Below are 20,892 nucleotides of genomic sequence, written 5' to 3' on the forward strand. Positions count from 1 at the left end.
TGCACCCAACTTGTATTTATCTCGGTGCGCTGCCGGACATAACACTTCGATTGCTACGAGTCAGTACTATTTAAACGCTATCGGTACGCTGTCACACCGACAGGCCGTTGTTGTTGTGGGATAACCCACCTGAACATTAAGGTTTGCCAGCGCGGCAAATCATCTAAGGATATAAAACATGAACCATCTGCGACCAAAAACTTATGCCAACAAGCTAAGTTGGTGCCTCGGCGTTGTGATGACCCTGCTGCTGGCAGGTTGTAACAGCGATGATAAAGACCCCATTCTGACGCCGGATAGTCTGACCGGCCTGACCCAGATTGTGGTAAACCCGGCTAATCCGAACATTCCTGCTGGCCTGAGCCGTCAGTTTGAAGCTCTTGGTGTGTATGCGGATGGTACTTCAGTTAATATCAGTAACCGGGTGACCTGGAATTCCGCAACCACTATGGTAGCCACTGTCAATGCGACAGGCATGGTTAGCGCACTCACCAATGGTACATCTGTTATTTCAGCAGCCGTTGCCGGTAAAACCGGGCAAACCACGCTGACAGTCACTGATGCGGCCCTGGTTTCCATCACACTGACCCCCCTAGCTAGTACCGCCAATGCGGGTGTCGATGTACAGTTCGGTGCAACCGGCGTGTATTCCAACGGCAGCAGTCAAAATCTGACCAGCGCGGTTATATGGACATCTTCTGATCTTACCATTGCCAGCTTTAATCCCGATCGGTTACCGAACAGTGGCCTGGCCAGAGCTTTAGCTGCCGGAACCACGACCGTGACAGCCAATCTGGCCGGTATCAGCGCCAATACCACCTTTACGGTGACCGCTGCCAGTTTAACCAGCCTGGTCATTACGCCAGCCAACCCCAGCGTCATTGTCGGTCTGAACCAGCAAATGGTGGTGACCGGTACTTTCAGTGGTGGTAACAGCGTTGATTTAACCTCACAGGCCGTATGGGCCTCTGTCGATACATCATTGCTGACATTTAACACGAATGGAGCAGCGAATAGCGGTCTGGCGACCGCGATTGCTCCCGGAACAGCAGCCATCACCGCCAGTTTTGGCGGGATGACAGCCACCAGCAATGTGTTGGTAAATAGTGCTGAGCTTACGGCTTTAAGTATTACCCCGATCACTGCGACTATTGCTGCCGGGAATAGTCAGCAGTTTATCGCAACCGGCATTTACAATAACGGGACATCAGAAAATATCACCTCTATCGTCACCTGGTCTTCGAGTGATATCAGCATTGCTTATGTCAATCCTAATATGGCTATTGACAGTGGTTTAGCCACGACTTTGATCCCGGGTAATGTGATGATCAGCGCAACGATTGATAGCACCATGGGTACCATCAGCAACAGCGCACCTCTTACAGTGACTGATGCCATCATCACCACAGTTACCATTTCCCCAACAACTCCTCAATTGATTAATGGTTTTACTCAGCAACTAAAAGCCACCGCGAATTACAGCAACCAAACAACGGTGGATGTCACTACGACAGTGAGTTGGAGTTCAAGCGACACAACAGTCGTTACAATGAATCCAAGTGGTGTTTCAAACAGCGGTCTTGCCACGCCAGTCATGGTTGGTACTGCACTGATCACTGCGACTTTGAATGCGATGACCTCTGCAAGCGCCCAGGTAAGTGTAGTAGATGCCACCTTAACCAACATTTCCGTGACACCGTTACTGCCAGGTCTTGCTGCGGGCAATTCACAACAATTCTCTGCATCAGGTATTTTTAGCAACGGTAGCATGATGGATCTCAGTAGGTTTGTGACATGGCAAAGTGCCAATACGGTGGTCGCTACGTTTAACCCGAACTTTCAAAACAACAGTGGATTACTTACTTCGTTTGTCATCGGCAACACCGAAGTAACTGCCTCACTAAACGGCGTGCAATCAAGTACTAACTTGACTGTCACGTCGGCTACTTTGGTTAGTGTTGCCCTAACTCCAGCGACGCCGACCATGAGCAGCGGTCAAACATTACAAATGCAGTTAATCGGTACCTACACCGACAATTCCGTTGCAGATCTGACAACTGTCGCCGCCTGGTCAAGCAATAATACCAGTGTCGCGACAGTGAACCCGAATCTACAACCTGATAGTGGTTTGATCAGCGCTTTGGTGGCTGGTAGTTCTATGATTCATGCCGAAGTCACATTGGACAATTTAGAAAGAGTCTCAAGCAGCACCCTACTGACAGTCACAGGAACACTAGCTGTGAACCCTGAAGCGCCACAGCTAAATACAGTGGCAGGTTTTGTTGTTGCAGCAAGACAAGGGATCGCTACGACCCCAGGCAGTACGCTAAGTTCTGGTGATATGGCGATCCTTGACGTCAACAGAGCTGGGATAACCGGATTTACCACTGGTGCAAATGCCGGAGAATTTACCGAGCTAACCGATGGAATCTCTTATGCGCCGGATGATACAAATCCGCCATATCTGGTGCCAGCACCATATGCGACAAGTGCAGCGTATATCGCACAGTTGAAATCAGATGTGATGGATGTCGCTAACTACCTCGCTGAGGAAACAAATCCTGCAGCCAACGTAACCTTACTTAATAACAATGAGCTAGGCGGCGTAACGCTGAACAGAGGTGTTTATCATATCTCAGGTAATGGGATGATCAGCCAGAGCGATTTGAGTATTGATGGTCAGGGTGATGCAAATTCAGTTTTTATTTTCTACATCAGTGGCAGCTTCAACGTTGCTGCGCTCAGCAACATCGTGCTGTTGAATGGCGCAAAGGCGAGCAACGTTTATTGGCGCATTAGCGGCAATACCACTATCGGCACCAATAGTCAGTTCGTAGGTAATGTTTTTAGCTGGCTGACGATTCAGCTGGCAACAGGCGCTTCTGTAAATGGCCGGTTATTTTCGGTGAACGGCAACATTCTACTCGATGCCAACAGTGTCACTAAACCTTTATAAAAACTGGTTTTAAATTACGGAGCTGAACATGAATAATTTACACATCACTACCAAAGCGCAGTTGCTGCGTCCTTGTGGTCTGTTGATACTACTAGCATGGTTACCGGGCGTTCAAGCGGCCGATACCGACTTTGAAACCGGCAGCTGGTATCTTGGTGCTGGCGTTGGTAAATCACGCGCTAGTATCGACCAGCAACAAATCGCGCTGGATTTACAAAGTGCCGGATTTACGGTGAATAATGTCAGCCGCGATCGTCGAGACGATAGCTATAAACTCTATGGCGGTTATCAACTGATGCCGTATCTGGCACTGGAAGGCGGCTATTTTGATTTAGGCGAATTTAGCTTTCGAGCCGATACCGTGCCGATGAGTCTGTACGCTGGAGAAACCAGCATCAAAGGCATTAACCTGGCGCTGGTTGGCACTTTACCACTGACCGACCAGCTATCGGCGCTGGCTAAATTAGGGCTGACTTACAACGACTCAGACACCCGTTTTAGCAGCAATGGCCTGGTGGGCGTCAACAGTTTTAACAGCAGCACGCATTACACCAGCCATCAATTTGGCGTGGGTCTGGCGTATCAGTTGACGACAGCACTGGCATTGCGCCTTGAAGCTGAACGTTATCGGATCGACGATTTGGTTGGTAATAAGGGTGATATCGATGTAGTTACACTTGGCTTGACTTATCGTTATGGTTTAGCGGACCCCTACTATGAACCTACACCGGCTCCTGAACCGGCTGCTCAATCCTATCCGGAAAGCACGCCTAGCCCAGCACCGGTCGCGCCGGTTGAAGAGCAGTTGCCGATGACTTCAGGTGTAATTGAACTCGAAGACGTGCATTTCGAGTTTGATGAGTCCAGGTTAACTCCTGCCACGCAGGCCATCTTGCGCGAGCATTTGCAAAAACTGAAAGCCAACCCTACGGCCAAAGTACGTATTGCTGGCTACACTTCAAAAAGCGGCTCTGAAAGTTATAATCAACGCCTAAGTGAACAACGTGCTGAAGCGATTAAAACCTTCCTCGTTGAAGAAGGCATTGCCAGCCCGGACCGGTTAACGACTATCGGTTTTGGTGAGCATCAAAACGCTGAGTTTGAAGCCAATCCAACGCAGTTGCGTTCGGATGCTGCAAAAGCCAATATGCGGGTATTATTCGAAATCACCGTCGAATAATACCAGCAATTAAAAATGCCAAAACCGCCTGCGATGGGCGGTTTTTTATTGGTGCTGATCACGCACAGTACTAAAGCATTATTGCCTGTAGCAATGCCGCAGTGCAGTGTAGGATTAGCATATATACCCGTCATCCTTGAAGATTCGGGGTTGTTGGCCGCCTTCACTCGCTGAAGCGTCAGTCCGACCCAGTCACATAGACAGCTATGTTCCGGGCCGGGCTTGCGCTCCAGTCGCGCAAAGTTGCCGCCTACCCGAATCTTCAATGATTTTGGCTTTAAAACTATGCGCGTTTAGCTGGAAATTTACCGGAGTCTGCATGAAAAAGTCGAACTTAGTCGCTACTGTTTTTTCAATCAACTTGTTAGGAGTTGCGAGCACATTATTTACAGCAGTCGCAGTTGCGGCAACGCCACCCGCTTTACCAAAACTAAAACTGGCACCGGATATTACTGTTTCTGGCTTATCATCCGGTGGTTATATGGCTGCGCAATTTCATCTGGCTTATTCAAAGCAAGTGCAAGGCGCGGCCATTATTGCTGCCGGCCCGGTGTATTGCGCGGCCAACAGCCTGACGGTAGCATTTGCGCATTGCCTGAACAAAGCTGACAGCAAACCTGATCTCGCCGCGGCAACCCGCTACCTGCAAGCTCAACAACAAGCTGCTGGGATTGATGATTTAAATAATCTAAAAGACGACAAAGTCTGGCTGTTTCACGGCACCAAAGATGAAACCGTGGCCAGCACGGTCAGTGATGCGTTAAAAGCGCAATATCAAACATTGGTAGATGCTGCCAATATCCGGTATATCAACGATCAGAATGTCGCACATCATTTTCCAACCGATGGCAGTAAAGGCACCGATTGTCTGGTATCGGAAGCACCTTTTTTGGGTAATTGTCAGTATGATGCGGCCGGTTTGCTGCTAGGTCATCTACTACCGTCTTTACAGCCAAAAGCAGCAACTGCCAGCGGCGATTTACTACAAATCAATCAACATCATTTGGCAGCAGTTGCCAAAGGCCAACTGGCAGAAAGCGGATATTTATATGTGCCTAAAAGCTGTAGTGAAGGCCAGCAATGTCGGCTGCATGTCAGTTTTCATGGCTGTAAACAATATGCCGGCGCTGTCGGCGATGCTTATGCCCGTGGCACGGGTTTAAACGAATATGCTGACACAAATCAGCTTGTAGTGTTTTATCCGCAAACCGATAAAAGCGCGATGGCGCCGTTTAATCCAAATGGTTGCTGGGATTGGTGGGGTTATAGCGGAGAAAATTATGCCACTAAACAAGGCCCACAAATGGCTGCCGTAAAACAGCTGATCGACGCCTTGTCCCGATAATATCCAATAAAGTTAACTTCGGTGTCAGAGTCAATTGTTAACGGAAAGCTGTTAACAATTGACTCTGACACCAGAATTTACATTTCAGCCAGGGAACATCTCGGCCATGTTGGTTAAAGTGTCCCCTGTCACGCGGTTAATTCGCCAATCGTGCAACATCACGGCGCCAAGTGACTGATAAAAATCAATCGCCGGTTGATTCCAATCCAGTACCGACCACTCCAGCCGACCACAATCGCGTTCAACCGCCAGTTTGGCTAAAAAGGTGATCAGTGCTTTGCCAATGCCTTTGCCACGCAGGTTCGGGTCGACAAACAAGTCTTCCAGATACATGCCTGGTTTAGCCAAAAAGGTGGAATAGTTGTGAAAAAACAGCGCAAAACCTGCGGCTTTGCCCTGGTAATCTGCCATTACTACTTCGGCAAATGGCTGCGCACCAAACAAAGTCGCCCGCAGCTTTTCTTCAGTTGCAACCACTTGATCGGACAGCTTTTCATACTCAGCCAACGCCTGAATAAACTGCAGAATTTGTGGTACATCGTTGGCAGTGGCCAAACGTAAACTCAGGCCTTCAATCGTAGTTTCAATCATGATATTCGCTTCTGTGTTTTATCTGAATTTACAATGGCGTTTATGAGCGTTCAACAATACCGGCAGCGCTGACACCACCGGTCACTTCAACGGCTTTTAATCTGGCAGCCAGTTCCACCGCCGCTTTATACCGTGGGCTTTGCGCTAACATCGTGTCCGTAATGTGTGTTTTGTGTTTTAACCGGATCAACCGCTCACTACTATGTTGCCAGTTGGCTTGCGGTAAAGTATCCAGCACTTCAATGGCGCCAGCCCGGTCGTTACAAACCAGTACCATATCGCAACCGGCGCTAAACGCAGCTTCAGCGCGCTGCTGGTAAGAACCAGCCTGATGCGCGCCTTTCATGCCTAAATCGTCAGAGAAAATCACGCCATCAAACTGCATTTCACCGCGCAACACCGTTTGTAACCAATAACTTGAAAAACCAGCGGCTTTATCGCAAAACGCCGGATACACCACATGCGCCGGCATCACGGCATCCAGCGCTTTCAGCTGCTGCAACTGGCGAAATACCGTTAAATCTAATTGCTCGATGTCGGTTTTACTGCGCCGATCGACTGGCAGCACCAGATGCGAATCTTCTTTTACACTGCCATGGCCTGGAAAATGTTTACCGGTAGTTTTCATGCCAGCTTCATGCATGCCCTTGGCAAAAGCATTCACCAGCGCCACTACTTTGGCTGGATCACTGTGAAAAGCACGGTTTCTGATCACATCACAAGCGCCCCAGATATCGGCAACTGGCGCAAACGAAATATCGATATCCTGCGCCAACACTTCTACCGCCATCAGCCATGCCATTTCAGTGGCAAAACTTTCTGCTGTGGGTAAATGTTGTTGCGCGCCAGGCCAAATCTGCCCCATCGCCGGGATCAACGTAAATTCAGGCCGGAAGCGTTGTACCCGCCCGCCTTCGTGATCAACAGCCAGCAATAACGGCTGTTTGCTGGCGGCACGGGTTTGCCGCACCAGCTCTTTTAACTGCGCTTTATCGTGATAATTGCGGGTGAAGTAAATCACCCCGCCGACGGCCGGATGCGCTAATAATTCTTTTTCTTCTGCAGTAATTTGTGGACCTGCCAGGTCCAGCATAACGGAGCCGATCATGGAATGGGATTCTCTTGTGGTTAAATTAAACGACTGCAACTTCAGGAAAAGGTGGAATAGCTGCAGATCAGTGAATGCTAATAAGACCTTTACTTTACCCCATGCGCAGCCACAAAAAAACCGTAATCTGGTAAAAGCGCTGAAAACAACAAAACCGACGAAAGTCGGTTTTGTTGTTGGAAAAGCGACGTTAGAAAATAGACTTAACTCTTCAGTGCCATTCCTTCCAGTTCACCTGGCTTAAAACTATCGACGCTAATCGCGTCAAAGCGCAGTGCGTTCATTTCGTCCAACTGCTTAGCTTCGCTGTCGGTTAATACTTGCAGTTCCAGTGCTTTGGCGATTGTTTGCTGCAGTGGTAACTTGCGGGCAATTTTGCCTTCTTTTTGCGCAGCGAAAATTTTCTTCATCAGTGGCTGTGCATTGTGCACGGCGACAAAGGCTTGTTCCATTAAACCTGTAGGATCGTCTTTGCCTTCACCGATATAACACAAATGCGTTAAACGGTCGCGGATCACGCTTGGCTTTAACAAGGCATCTGAAATTTGCATCGACACATCATCGTCCGGCATCTGGTAACCAATACCAAACGGGAACACCAGCGTTTTTAGCAGACCCGCAACAAAGCGGTTCGGGAAGTTGCTGAAGAAACCGGCAAAAGCACGGCCAATTTCATACAAATTGCGTTGCACGCTGTAATGCACGAATGGTAAATCTGCCACCTGACGGCCATTATCTTCATAAAACTTCAGCACGGCAGAAGCGATATAAAGATGACTTAACACGTCACCTAACCTTGCCGACAACATTTCTTTGCGTTTTAAATCACCACCCAACATCAGCATGGAAAAGTCCGCGCTTAATGCTAAGGCTTTACTCATCCGGCTTAATTGTTTGTAGTATTTGGCTGTTTCGCCGCCCACCGGTGAGCCGTTAAAGGCGCCGACAGTTAAGCCCTGAAACAACGCGCCAAAGGTATTACCGAGCGCAAAACCTACGTGTTTTAATAGCAACTCGTCAAACTGCAGCAAACCAGCCTGTACATCCGGATTGGCAGCGGCTTCTAATTCTTTTAATACGTATGGATGGCAACGGGTGGCACCCTGACCAAAAATCATCAGGTTCCGGGTTAGAATGTTGGCGCCTTCCACCGTAATAGAAATCGGAACGCCCATATAGCCATGCGCCAGATAGTTTTTCGGACCACATTGAATGGCACGGCCGGCATGAATATCAAACGAGTCATTCAGTAAGGTACGCGACATTTCCGTCATGTGATATTTGGCAATGGCAGTCACGACTGATGGGCTGAGATTTAAGTCAATCGCGCCAGCGGTCATCACCCGCATCGCTTCCAGGCTATAGGTTAAACCACCGATGCGGCCCAACGATTCCTGAACCCCTTCAAATTTACCAATCGACATGCCGAACTGCTGACGCACATAAGCATAAGCGCCAGTCATCCGCGTGGCTAAATGGCCGGTAGCAGTGCCAAGCGCTGGCAGCGAAATACCACGGCCTGCCGATAAACATTCCACCAGCATCCGCCAACCACGACCAGCAAACGACGGTCCACCGATGATCCAATCCAGCGGAATAAACACATCTTCACCGTAGGTAGTACCGTTCATAAACGCCATATTCATTGGGAAATGACGGTCACCAATCTGCACGCCTGGGTGTGAAGTTGGGATCAAAGCACAAGTGATCCCCAGCTCTTCTTTGTCACCCATCAGTTTATCCGGATCCGACAGTTTAAACGCCAGACCCAGTACAGTGGCAACTGGTGCCAAAGTGATATAACGTTTGTCCCAGTTCAGCCGGATGCCTAATACTTCGTTACCTTCAAACAAACCTTTGCAAACCACGCCGGTATCCGGAATACCACCAGCGTCAGAACCTGCTTCCGGGCCAGTTAAAGCAAAACATGGCACTTCAGTACCAGCCGCCAAGCCTGGTAACCAACGATCTTTTTGCTCCTGAGTACCGTAATGCATCAACAATTCGCCAGGGCCTAACGAGTTAGGTACCATCACGGTAACAGCGGCAGTTAAGCTACGGGTCGCGATACGGGAAACGATGGTTGAGTTGGCAATGGCAGAAAATTCACGACCGCCAAACGACTTTGGAATAATCATCGCGAAAAAGCCATTGCCTTTGATGTAATCCCAAACTGGTTGCGGTAAGTCGCGGGTTTCATTGACTATTTTATAGTCGTCGAGCATTTTTAACAGCGTTTCGACTTCGTTGTCTAAAAACGCCTGCTCTTCGGCTGACAATTGTGGTTTTGGAATGGCATGCAATTTCGCCCAGTCCGGGTTGCCTTTGAATAAATCGCCATCCCACCACACATCGCCTGCTTCCATCGCTTCACGCTCAGTGTCTGACAGCGGTGGCAGAATTTTCTTAAAGATGCCAAAAATTGGTTTGGTCACCAGGTTGCGCCGGATATCCGGCACCGCCAGGATGACCACCACAGCGATGACCAGTAAAAATAAAATAAACATAAGGTTGGTCCTTTTTCAGAGATTACAGTCAGACAAGCAATAATTTATATACCCGTCATCCCTGAAGATTTGGGGTATATGTGAACAACAACGGATTAATTCGTTGTTGTTATAGGTGCAGCAATCCCGGCCGCGAGATAAGGGATCAATCTTTTGATCACCCCATCAATCTCCACAATTTCATTAAAATCAGCGGCGGCGATATCTTTCAGTGCTTCGTTTGACGCCATGGTAAAGACGATGGTGCCAAGTGAAAAATGCAACCGCCAGAAGATTTCACTGGCTGGCAGCGCCGGACAACTTTGCTGTACCAACAGCACAAATTTATCCAGCGTCCGGCCATAATGATGATTAAAAAACCAGCGCAAGTGCCCTTGCACATCGGTATAACCACGGCCTAACAGCTGTAAAAACAACGTAGTACCGCGGTTTTGTATTTTGTTAAGTTCGAGCAAAGGGATCACAAACACCGACAACACGTTACTGAGTTCGTTGTGTTGCTGTGACGCCAATAACCGGGTGAATTCCTGATCCAGCCTTGGCATCAACAGCGACAAATACCGCTGCAGCACCGCCTGGATCAGTTCTTTTTTAGAACCGAAATGATAATTGACCGACGCCAGATTCACTTCCGCCATACTGGTAATTTGCCGTAACGAGGTAGCAGAAAAACCAGTTTCGGCGAATAAACGCTCAGCGGCATCCAGAATTTTTTGTTGGGTATTTTGTTTACTGGTCATATCAGTCGGCACATTTAAACAAGTGTTTGAAATGTACGTTTGAATCTAACTGAAGTCAATATAGCTCAGTAAAATTGCCGCGGAAATTCCACCTGTTGTTTTTTGGAAAGTAATCGCTGTGCGCGCCGTATTTAACAATAACGGACCACGAAAACATAAACATAAATCTGATTAAAATCAGACAGCTAAAACACCTTAGAAAAATTCACTTGACAACCTAAAGTAAAACAGACAATTTTGCGTAGTGTCTTACAGCCAAATATTCTGCTGGCGGACAACAATCCCCAACCTGCGATTTAACTGAAAAAACTGTCATAAGGAGAAGAAGATGCAAAAGCTTGCTGCCAACCTTAGCTCTTATTATTACTCTCCTTATTACCTGTCCGAGTGGTTTAATAATTAGCCACCCCCCTTTGCCTGATGCAGAGGGTTCTGGAAATTTAACTTCCATCAACATCCTTGCTCAACGCCTGATTTGTTTGCGCAGCTGATTTCTTTGCGTAAATGGCGTGTGTGCTGTTTTTTTGCGATCACCCTGAGCGTGTCAACTTAGGATCCAAAAAAACGCTGGATATTGCTCCCTCTGCGTCTTATTCGATTGTTTGCTAAATCACCCAAGATTGCCGAAAAGGCAACGAATAAGTCCTGAGGAATGTTATGAAATTTGCAAAAATGAAGCACAAGCCTGATCTACACAATAAGCAATACAACACGTTATTTGCAGCAACATTGTTAGCTATGGCTGGTATACAACCGGTTCATGCCCAACAAACTGCACCAACCGAAGAAGAGCTAAAAGCCAAAAGTATCGAAAAAATTGAAGTCACCGGCTCACGCTTAAAAGGCGTGGACATGGAAGGAGCCAACCCGCTGCAGGTGTTCACCAAAGACGACCTGATCAAAAAAGGCTACGACAGTGTGTCGTCTTTTTTGAAAGATTTACCGCAAGCCTCCAGTGCCGGTACTTTTACCGACAATGGTAACGTCGCAGGTTCCGACGGCACGCCCCCTGGTGCAGCTGGTGTTAGTTTGCGCGGCCTCGGTTCAAGCTCAACGCTGGTACTGGTGAATGGTCGTCGGGTCGCCGTTGATTCGTTTTCCAATGGCTTTGACTCGTTCGTCAACGTCAATGCCATCCCAATGTCAGCGATTGAACGGGTGGAAGTATTAACTGACGGCGCATCGTCGGTGTATGGCTCTGATGCGATCGCCGGTGTAATTAACTTTATTTTGCGTAAAGATTTCGAAGGTCATGAATTGTCAGCCATGTACGGTGATGATACCGCTGACAGCGATTTTGGTCGCACCAACCTTACCTATGCCGGTGGTTTTGCCACAGAAAACAGCAATACAACGCTGGTGGTCGATTACTATGATCGTGAAAAACTGATGAACAGCGACCGCCCAATTGACGTCACTTTTAAATCATCGACCCGGGTGACCATTGATGGCAAAGATTTCGCAGAGCCATGGTGCGGCAGCAACAAGAGCAACGGCGGCACCCGCTGTCAGTACGACTATGTCATTGAACGCGCTATACAGCCCGATACCAAAAACGTTGGCGCCACCCTGAACCACATCTACCGCATGGGCAATAACAAAGAGTTTTTTGCCGAAGCGATGTACCAGGCCAATACCGGCGGCGCTTATGATTCTGCCGGGTCATTTGACTACACCTTAAACGGCAACTTTGCGACCATTCCGGCATGGGCTAAAGCAGAAGATGCCAAAAACGGCACCATCAATAATATCCGCGTTCGTTCACGTTATCCGGAAATCCGCACACAGGAATACGATGCGACCAGTTTTCGCCTCTTAGCGGGACTTCGCGGTGAACTAAATGACTGGGCGTGGGAAACTGCGGCAACTGTCGGTAAATCCGAAAACGAAGTGATTCACACCTCTGGCTATTTCAGCGTCGATCGGATGCGCGCGGCAGCGCTCAACGGCACCTTTAATCCGTTTAACTTAGGAAGGGATACCAGTGCGTCGGTCGTTGCTGGGTTACGTGAAGCCGCACCACGGGTTGGCGAATCAGACGTGTTCTCCTGGGATTTTAATATTGCCGGGGATCTTTACGATTTAGACAACGGATCCATTAAAGCAGTATTTGGTGGTGAATATCGCAGTGAAGATATATTCGACCGCCCTGCTCTGATCGCCCAAAGTGGCGGTGTGACCACCTTAGGCGCCAGTGATGCTGCTGCAGATCGTACCCAATACGCATTTTATGGTGAATTTAATATTCCATTGTCTGAAAAACTCGACGCTATTACCGCCATCCGCTATGACCACTACAGCGATTTTGGTGGTGATGCCAATCCGAAAGTGTCACTGCGCTACCGCGCAACAGATGATTTGATTTTACGCGCCAGCTGGAGTACCGGTTTTCGTGCTCCATCATTATCAGAACTTGGTGCTGGCACGTCTTTAGGTTCGAATTATATCGATTGTGGTGCCGGAACGCCGTTTGGCGCTTTGTGTGGTGAGTTTGGCAACCCAACCGGTGAGTTGGAATATGATCAGGAAACTTTAGGTAACAAAGGTCTGGACGCTGAAAATTCTGAAGCGATGAACATCGGTTTATCCTGGAACTTGACCAACGATTTAAATATGACCGTCGATTACTGGCGTTACGAACACACCGATATTGTCGATGTTGATGCCAACACCACACTCAAAGCCTGTATTGATGGTTCAGCGCCAAAAGTCACTTCAGAAGCTGCTTTAGGTGGCGCTTTTGGTTGTGTCATGGATGCAGGTAACGACTTAGTGTTCTTACGCACCGGCTTCTTTAACGTCGGCGCACAGGAAACGGATGGTGTTGATATCAAAATCGACTATAAGTTCAATACAGGCTTTGGCGACTTTAAACCTTACTTCGCTGCAACCCGCACCTTAAGTTACGAGCGTCAATTAACCAAAGACGATCCGGCCGAAGATTTGCTTGGTAAACTCAGTGGTGCCAGCGAAATCGCCCGTCCGGAATTTGTCGCCGATTCAGGTCTGGACTGGTCACTTAACGACTGGAATGCCAGTTTGTCCGCGCACTACACCAGTTCGTTGGGCGATGGTGATTTCAAATTTGATAACGACACCGTCGACAGTTGGCTGACTTTAAGCGCCAGCTTGGGGTATCACTTCAACGACAACAACAAAGTGCAATTTACCGTGCGCAATCTGACCGATAAAGAGCCGCCATACGCCTCCTCGCCAACCAATGGCTACGCCAGTTCAGTGCATGATTGGCTGGGTCGCGTCTGGACTTTACGCTACACCTACAAGTTTTAAACGTTCTGCCAAACCTGGAACTTTTGGGGCGCTATTGCGCCCTATTTTTTGGAAGTACTGGCAACCACCACAGCAAAATTCATCATGATGATAGGATCCAAAGCAAAACAGCAGCCGAAGCTGCTGTTTTTTTCATGATGACCGATGCTTAGTTTGCAGCAACGACAACAGGTTTTACGCGGGTAACTTCTGGTAACGGATCGTTGGTTTCGACACGTACCAAGGTAGTACCCTGCACTGAACCCGCAACGATATAACGGATAGCCGCCATATAACGTTTACCGGTTGCCAGACCTGACCAGCTCACCGCTGTGGTCGCTGAACCACCGATCGTCGCAGAACCTGGCAGCACCAGTTTGAAATTGCCGCCTTTATCAGCAGTAGTGACAGCCCAGGTTGACAAATTAAAGTCAGATTGGGTGCCACTTGCCAGACCATAACCACCTAAACAGACCTTATAGGTACCTGCTGCAGGCGTCATCAGCTGAACTTCTTCATCAGAACCGGCACGTAAGCTGGTTGCGACAACCGTATTAGCAGAATTCATTAATACCATGTCAATGTCGTCCCCACCAGGCATGTTGTGACCGCTGGTTTCTGCATTATAAGTTGCTGCTTTTAATACCAGCGTATTTGCTGGAGCAACAACCGTTTGCAACACTGTACCTTTAGCACCGCTTAAACAAGCTGTAGCTAACTGTGCAGAGGTCTCAATTGTACCTGGTGTCGCCTGACCGATGGTCAGACTCTTCACAGTCGCAGCTTTTAAGCCGCCCACTTGCGAAGTCATGGCGCCAGCAAAACCAGTGCCAATGGTGTACAGAATGTTGCCTTTCACGTTTTCGCTATACAACGCACTTGCGGCAGCTAAACCAGTACCTTTAGCAGACACCGGAACACTCACAACTGTGGCACCGTCAGTCCATTTTAAGGAACCAAAAGCCCAGGTATTTAAAGCTGCACTGGTACGGGTTACCGTTGCAGTGAAGCTTGCTGATTGACCCGGAGCCAATGTCAGAGTTGATGGAACCACATCAATGCTAAAGCCTGGAATGCTGGATGATGCAGTGTAAGTCGCGGTACCAGTACCAACATGGGTCACGGTACGCGTTACGGTTGTTTTACCTAAAACGTTAGCCAACGTAATAGAAGGCAGGTTCAGGTTCACATCAGAGATCTTACCCACTGCATTACAGGTTGACTGTGGGATGCTTGGCAAGCTGATGCTGCACAAATAGCGTGTATAATCAACTGGCTGAATGTCATAAACCAGACCAGGTGCCGCTGCTTTGTTCGGTACTACATGACCAGCACCCTGAGCCCAAGGCAACTGACCTGCTGCCTGACCTGGCTGCGCATCAGCAAAAGTCATACTACCCGTGGTCATCAGCGCAGATTTAATCATCGCCGGTGTCCAGTTCGGGTATTGTTGTTTTAACAATGCACCCAAACCAGCAATATGCGGGCTTGACATCGAAGTGCCCTGCAGGAAATTCCAGGCAGCAGGTGCGGCTGCACCGTTTGCTACTTCATTACGCTGCGCTTCGTTCAGCGTCGGTGTATAACCCGCCAGGATTTCCACACCAGGTGCTGTTAAATCTGGTTTCAGGATATTTGGATAACCACGGTTTGGACCCCGTGATGAAAACGCGGCCATAACTGGCGCTGCAACAGTACCCTTTTTGGCAGCAAATTTGCTCATTGCCAGTGTGGCGGCAGGTTCAGCCGCTAAATAGGCTTTAACTGCATCAGTACTGACTTTGTCGATGTGCACTGCAGGAATGCCATGGTCAATCGACGTGATGGTGTTATTGGTTAACTGAACGTTACCAATCACGATACCAATACCACCGGTTTCTTTCACTGCCTGAGATTTATTCACTAACACATTGCTGCCGCGATCACAAACAACCACTTTGCCAGCAACTTTTAATGGGTCTAACAAGCTGACACCATCGGCACTACCGAAACATAAAGCTGCATTGGTCAGGTTTGCACCGTCTTTCGCCGCATCACGCGCCAGAATAAAAGTAGAAGCAGCTAAAGCTGCACCATTTAATGAGCCACCTTCATAAGAAGCACCGTTGCCGAGGATCACATTACCGGCGTTAAAACGGTCGTGCGTTGAAGCGCCTACCGTTGTTAACCATGGGCCTAAGTGAGCAACCGCGTTGCCAGGACCACTGTTACCAGCAGATGCTGACACAAATACACCTGCATTCGTCGCGCCGAGGAAAGCAAGTTCCACAGCATCATTGACGGAAGTCTGGCTACCGCTGATTGAATAGTTCAGTACATCGACACCGTCTTTTACGGCTTTTTCAATGGCTGCAACGTTATCACCGGTAAAACAGGAGTTTCTCGGCAGTAATACGTTAGCTGGATCCTGGTAGCTCCAACAGACTTTATAAGCTGCAATACGGGCACGTGGCGCGATACCTGAAGCTTTGCCCATAGCCACGCCATTCACATTTGACATGACATTGGCATTACCACCGGCAGTGGTCGCAGTGTGAGTACCGTGGCCACCATTATCACGTGGTGATTGAAAATCTGACCAGTGCGGGGTATACAAACCTTGTGCTACCACTGAGCGATAGGTTGCATCAAAGAACTGTGCACCAATAAGTTTGTTATTACAGTGATTTAAGCTGAAACCTTCGCCAGGCGAACATTCACCTTTCCATTTTGCCGGTGCAGGACCAAACACCTGAGTCGCGCCTAAATCAAAAGTCGGGACGCCATTGGCATCAACACGATCAGCAAAAGCTGGGTTCTCAGGAGAGACACCACTATCAATAATACCGATGATGATATCTTCACCAGCTGCACCCTGACCACCGGCTTTTGCCCAAATACCGTCTGCGGCGTCCAGGCTCAGGAAGGCTGGCGTATAGTTGGTCGTCAATTCATGCGGTTCATCAACCTGAATTTGCGCCACACTGCTGTTTTTCTTCAGCGCGCGAACTTCAGCGTCAGTCAGCATTGCAGTGAAACCGTTAAACACCAGATTAAACTGGTGAATAGCTTCCACTTCAGGCACGGCTGCTAATACATTTGAATGAACCTGATCTAGGTAACCCAGGTAATTTTGCACTGCAGAAGCATCCACATCGAGTTTCTGACCAGCTGCAGGTTTAGTGGCCGCAAAACCAGCTACACCACCAGTGTAAGAAGCAGCAGGCGCTGCGGCCAGTTGCACCACATAAGGACGACGTACTTCTGATGCTTGAGCTGCGAAAGACGCAGCGAGTACCGCCGCTACAGCGAGCGACATTTGAGATAATTTCATCACAGTTCCTTTTTTAATTATTATTTGGCTTGTTGACGGCGACGATTGGCAGCAAACAGACCTGCCAATGAGAGTGCAAACAGACCTACAGTAGCTGGCGCCGCTACATCAACTGCCAGATTATCAACTGCAAATTGCGCCTGATTATTGTCGACAAATACACAAGCACCTGTGTCAGTGTATAAACAAGCAAGGACCGAAATATTAGTGAATTTACCACCGCCCAGATCTGAGCTGATGCTATTCCAGGTATCAAACTGCCAGTTACCCTGAGCATCCTGGCCTGCGAAGTCACGTGCTGCGAAGTTAAAGCTGCCATCGGCTTTCTGACCAGCAACGACCAACTGACCCACGGTGAAATTCAGGAAACCTGGCAATGGCGCAATAAAGCTGAAATCCAGACCAGTCAGACGAATGCCGGCACCAGCGATTTTATGCTGAATAGAAAACCAGCCATTGTTTACTGCGGCGTAATAAGCAGAGATGTTATTGCCTGGGAAACCCAGGTTGAAAAAAGTAAATGGATCACTACCGTCAATCAGCGCACCTGATAAACCGTCGTCCAGACTTTCTGTTTTAAATAATACGTTTTTGTATTCTACGGTGTCACCGTTGACGAACAGGCTGACATCGGAAAAGGCTGAGTCTTCAAAATCGATGTCGACGATTGTGGCGTGAGCCTGACTCATTGAGAGAACTGCAGCTGTTGCCAATGTTGCTAGGGTTTTTACGAATGGTAATTTGCGGCGGCTTGGCCGGCTATTCTGCGTTGTTTTAATGGTCATAAGTTACCCGGATTTTGTGAATTATTAGTAGCATTAAATGCTTTTGTGATTTGCCTTGATGGCATTCAAAAGTTCAGTTGCAATATGCCTGCCAACAAATTGTTACATTCGGTTACCGCACCAACACTGGTTACGACAGATGTAAAATTCTGGTTTCAAAATCAACATGTAAATTATACTGACACTGTTAATTACATTTTCGAACAACTTAAAATATAATCACGAAGGATTACAACCTGCCCACAACTGCAATATTTATTTACATATCAGTGAAGTATGCGTGCCACACTAACTACTTCAGATAGAGACTCAACGCCAGACTGCTGAATAAACAACCAACTATTTACATCGATTTTCTGTAAATAATATCGACAGCCGACAACAGGCGAATCTAAAATGGGTCCGTTTGTTAACAGATTCCATACCGTGGGACAGTAACCAAACTTTGCGATCGAAGCAAATTGAAACCTTCACTCATAATCGATTAGTCTTTTTCCACCAACCTCTGGTGAGTACAGCAGCTTTCGTTTAAAATACGCGCCCGTTTTCTTCAAGGTCTCAAATTGTTATGTCACAACCTAAAGTTGGTTTTGTAAGCCTCGGCTGTCCGAAAAACCTGGTCGATTCTGAGCGCATTCTGACGCAACTGAAAGTTGAAGGTTATAACATCGTCCCTTCTTATGAAGACGCGGAGCTGGTGATCGTCAATACCTGTGGTTTTATTGACAGTGCCGTACAAGAGTCGCTGGACACTATCGGTGAAGCGTTGGCCGAGAACGGCAAAGTGATCGTGACCGGTTGTCTGGGCGCCCGTGAAGACGAGATCCGTCAGGTGCATCCAAATGTTCTTGGCATCACTGGCCCTCACGCTTATGAAAACGTGCTGGATCAGGTCCATCAATTTGTGCCAAAACCTGCTTATGACCCGTTTCTGCAATTAGTGCCGGATACCGGTGTCAAACTAACGCCAAAACATTATGCCTATTTAAAAATCTCTGAAGGTTGTAACCATCGCTGTACGTTCTGCATTATTCCGTCGATGCGTGGCGATTTAGTCAGTCGTCCTATTGGTGAAGTGCTTGACGAAGCTGGCCGTTTACAAAAAGCCGGTGTCAAAGAATTGTTGGTCATTTCGCAGGACACCAGTGCTTATGGTGTTGATGTCAAACATCGCACCGGCTTCTGGAACGGACAACCGGTAAAAACTTCAATGCTGGCCATGTGTGAAGCACTGGCTGAACTTGGCATTTGGGTACGTCTGCATTATGTGTATCCATATCCACATGTCGACGACGTAATCCCGCTGATGGCCGCCGGTAAGTTATTGCCATATTTAGATATTCCATTCCAACATGCCAGCCCGCGGATTCTGAAATTAATGAAACGCCCAGGACAGGCCGAACGGACCTTAGAGCGGATCAAAAAATGGCGTTCTATTTGCCCTGATTTGACCATTCGCTCCACCTTTATTGTCGGTTTCCCCGGTGAAACGGAAGAAGAGTTCCAGGAACTGCTGAATTTCCTGGAAGAAGCACAGCTTGATCGGGTTGGTTGTTTTAAATACAGCCCGGTCGAAGGTGCCAAAGCCAACGAATTACCGGATCCGGTACCGGAAGAAATTAAAGAGCTGCGTTACCATCGGTTTATGGAAACTCAGCAACGGATCAGCGCCGCCCGCTTACAAGCTAAAATTGGCCGGACCATTCAGGTACTGATTGACGAAGTGGATGACGAAGGCGCAATCGGCCGTAGTTTTGCGGATGCACCGGAAATTGATGGTGCTGTGTACTTAAATGGTCTGACTGACGTTAAAGCCGGTGATGTGATCACTGCAGTTGTTGACGCCGCTGACGAATATGATTTGTGGGCGACTCGCCAAATCTAAGCAACAGCCATGTAAAAACATGGCCTTGCGGCACCAGCTAATTACATAAGAACTAAAAAAACACCGCTAATCGCGGTGTTTTTTTATGCTGTTTGTCTGCCGTTACGTTCCGTCGCCGCGCTGGTTGGCGCAATTTCAGTGAGCAGCTCGGCGATATCATCCTGATCAAGCGCTACTTTTTGAAAGTGCGATACCAGGTAGTCAATGTCGTGACCTTGCTGTTGATAACGACGTGCTGTTTCCAGATGAACTTGTTTAACAAAATCCGAAGTCATAAAAGGTCCCCGCTCTGTTGGCTGGCGAAAATTCAGACAGCAGCGTCCGGTAAATTTGAATGTTTTTCAAGCACCATTGGTCGCAAATATCACAAGCTGATGTTTTTACAAAAGATCTATTTTTCTAACTAAAGTTCCGGTAAAAATATTTCGTAATCAGCGACAGACTGTGAATAACCAGCCACCTGATGTTGCACCAGACCTGAATATTTCAATGCAGACTTCAATAGCAACTTATTGTATTCACTTGCTTTTTCATCAAGGAGATAGGTCTCCGGCCTGAACCAGCGTACTTCTGCAATTTCATTCTCAGCAGCGTAGATGGCCGTGGTTTGAGCCTGTAACTGACAAACAATATACAGATTCGAAGCGCCAAATTGACCACGGTGGTGATGGCGCATGCCCAACATCGCCTGAAAAGTTGCCTGTACGCCAGTTTCTTCCAGCACTTCCCGCACCACTGCCGTCGCCAGATGTTCTTGTGGCTCGACCATACCACCGGGCAACTTAAAATAACCCGGTTTTTGCCCGGGCAATGTTAACTCTTTCACCATCAATACTTCGCCTGTCGGTGACCAGACCAGCCCCCCCACCCCGACACTGTGCGTAGCAGCCAGCGGTATGTAACTGTCGGCCTGCAATTTTTTCACCATCATCAATTGCGCACTGTGGCAGTGGTGAAAGCTAAAACCCAGGCTCAGTACCGGTTCAATTAAGGCGGCATGAGAGGCAGGCAATTCCAGCCAGATCAGCCGATAATTGTCTTGCCAGGCCTCAATACTGGCGGCCAGCATGCCGATAAAACCAGCAACATTTTCAGGCGACAGCCTGGCCGGCAACTGTGCCGGACCGAGGTAGCAGCCTTGATAAGGGTTCACAACCGCATTAAAAACAGCGTGTTGAACAGGATCAACGGACATTTTTAGCTCTCATTGGA

Annotated in this window: 13 protein-coding genes; 5 read left to right on the forward strand and 8 right to left on the reverse strand. The window is 48.2% G+C overall.

The features are described 5' to 3' along the window. Positions 1-178: 178 nt before the first annotated feature. The 3 genes from A5320_RS13545 to A5320_RS13555 all read left to right on the forward strand — a co-directional run bounded on the left by A5320_RS13545 (position 179) and on the right by A5320_RS13555 (position 5,481). Positions 179-2,956 (forward strand): ice-binding family protein, encoded by a 2,778-nt coding sequence (locus tag A5320_RS13545; protein ID WP_068065675.1) that lies wholly within the window; start codon positions 179-181, stop codon positions 2,954-2,956. 28 nt (positions 2,957-2,984) lie between these two features. After that, positions 2,985-4,136 carry an OmpA family protein gene (locus A5320_RS13550; protein WP_068065677.1) on the forward strand — a complete coding sequence of 384 codons (1,152 nt, stop codon included), beginning with the start codon at positions 2,985-2,987 and terminating at the stop codon, positions 4,134-4,136. A gap of 319 nt (positions 4,137-4,455) precedes the next feature. Further along, positions 4,456-5,481, forward strand: coding sequence for an extracellular catalytic domain type 2 short-chain-length polyhydroxyalkanoate depolymerase (locus A5320_RS13555; protein ID WP_068065679.1), 1,026 nt, complete (start codon positions 4,456-4,458; stop codon positions 5,479-5,481). 84 nt (positions 5,482-5,565) lie between these two features. Here A5320_RS13555 and A5320_RS13560 read toward each other — a convergent pair whose 3' ends face one another. The 4 genes from A5320_RS13560 to A5320_RS13575 form a co-directional block, all read right to left on the reverse strand. Next, positions 5,566-6,072 (reverse strand): GNAT family N-acetyltransferase, encoded by a 507-nt coding sequence (locus A5320_RS13560; protein WP_068065682.1) that lies wholly within the window; start codon positions 6,070-6,072, stop codon positions 5,566-5,568. A gap of 40 nt (positions 6,073-6,112) precedes the next feature. Continuing rightward, positions 6,113-7,180 (reverse strand): beta-N-acetylhexosaminidase, encoded by a 1,068-nt coding sequence (gene nagZ / locus A5320_RS13565; RefSeq protein ID WP_231916733.1) that lies wholly within the window; start codon positions 7,178-7,180, stop codon positions 6,113-6,115. Between the two features lie 203 nt (positions 7,181-7,383). Further along, entirely contained in the window at positions 7,384-9,687 is a 2,304-nt protein-coding gene (locus A5320_RS13570; RefSeq protein WP_068065686.1) for an acyl-CoA dehydrogenase, read from the reverse strand. Between the two features lie 95 nt (positions 9,688-9,782). Continuing rightward, the gene (locus A5320_RS13575) at positions 9,783-10,427 is read right to left on the reverse strand and encodes a TetR/AcrR family transcriptional regulator (protein WP_068065693.1); all 645 of its coding nucleotides are present in this window, start codon (positions 10,425-10,427) and stop codon (positions 9,783-9,785) included. Between the two features lie 657 nt (positions 10,428-11,084). On the opposite strand from A5320_RS13575, the gene A5320_RS13585 reads away from it, so the two are divergent. Then, entirely contained in the window at positions 11,085-13,718 is a 2,634-nt protein-coding gene (locus tag A5320_RS13585) for a TonB-dependent receptor (RefSeq protein ID WP_231916734.1), read from the forward strand. A gap of 148 nt (positions 13,719-13,866) precedes the next feature. Here A5320_RS13585 and A5320_RS13590 read toward each other — a convergent pair whose 3' ends face one another. Then, complete coding sequence (locus A5320_RS13590; RefSeq protein WP_068065697.1) at positions 13,867-17,010, reverse strand: S8 family serine peptidase; 3,144 nt, start codon at positions 17,008-17,010, stop codon at positions 13,867-13,869. A 20-nt stretch (positions 17,011-17,030) separates the two neighbouring features. Next, positions 17,031-17,699, reverse strand: coding sequence for an NF038120 family PEP-CTERM protein (locus A5320_RS13595; protein WP_068065700.1), 669 nt, complete (start codon positions 17,697-17,699; stop codon positions 17,031-17,033). A gap of 664 nt (positions 17,700-18,363) precedes the next feature. Between A5320_RS13595 and rimO the strand changes: the two genes are divergently transcribed. After that, positions 18,364-19,680 carry a 30S ribosomal protein S12 methylthiotransferase RimO gene (gene rimO, locus A5320_RS13600; RefSeq protein WP_068065701.1) on the forward strand — a complete coding sequence of 439 codons (1,317 nt, stop codon included), beginning with the start codon at positions 18,364-18,366 and terminating at the stop codon, positions 19,678-19,680. Positions 19,681-19,763: 83 nt separating this feature from the next. On the opposite strand, the gene A5320_RS13605 is transcribed toward rimO, so the two are convergent. Then, the gene (locus A5320_RS13605) at positions 19,764-19,955 is read right to left on the reverse strand and encodes a hypothetical protein (protein ID WP_068065702.1); all 192 of its coding nucleotides are present in this window, start codon (positions 19,953-19,955) and stop codon (positions 19,764-19,766) included. Between the two features lie 128 nt (positions 19,956-20,083). Then, a complete protein-coding gene (locus A5320_RS13610) occupies positions 20,084-20,875 on the reverse strand; it encodes an NUDIX hydrolase (RefSeq protein WP_068065703.1) in 792 nt (263 codons plus the stop codon). Positions 20,876-20,892 lie beyond the last annotated feature (17 nt).

Source organism: Rheinheimera sp. SA_1, assembly GCF_001669775.1.
GTDB lineage: Bacteria > Pseudomonadota > Gammaproteobacteria > Enterobacterales > Alteromonadaceae > Pararheinheimera.